1 pseudogene is annotated in these 252 nt (G+C 65.1%); it reads right to left on the minus strand.

The window, feature by feature from the left end:
• Positions 1 to 252: pseudogene (locus tag FV233_RS30845) on the minus strand (phage portal protein); the annotation flags it as partial.

Raw genomic sequence — 252 nt, forward strand, 5'->3', positions numbered from 1 at the left:
CCGGCATCTTGAAGAACTGCTCGGGGTTCCGCATGCCGGACGCCTCGACCATTTTCTGCAGCGTGCCGACGATCTCCGGAACGCCGCAAACCGGGTTGGTCAGGCCAAACTGCTTGATCACCAGATCGCGCTCACGCGAGCCGGTGCCGAGACCGAGGTTGATGTCGACGTCCATCCCGGCATCCCAGGACCGGGGGTCAAACTCCACCCACTCGTCGCGCAGGCGGATCGTGCGGGCGCGGTCCTGATTGG

Origin of the sequence: Methylobacterium sp. WL7 (assembly GCF_008040085.1) — a bacterium.
In the GTDB taxonomy this organism is placed as follows: domain Bacteria; phylum Pseudomonadota; class Alphaproteobacteria; order Rhizobiales; family Beijerinckiaceae; genus Methylobacterium; species Methylobacterium mesophilicum.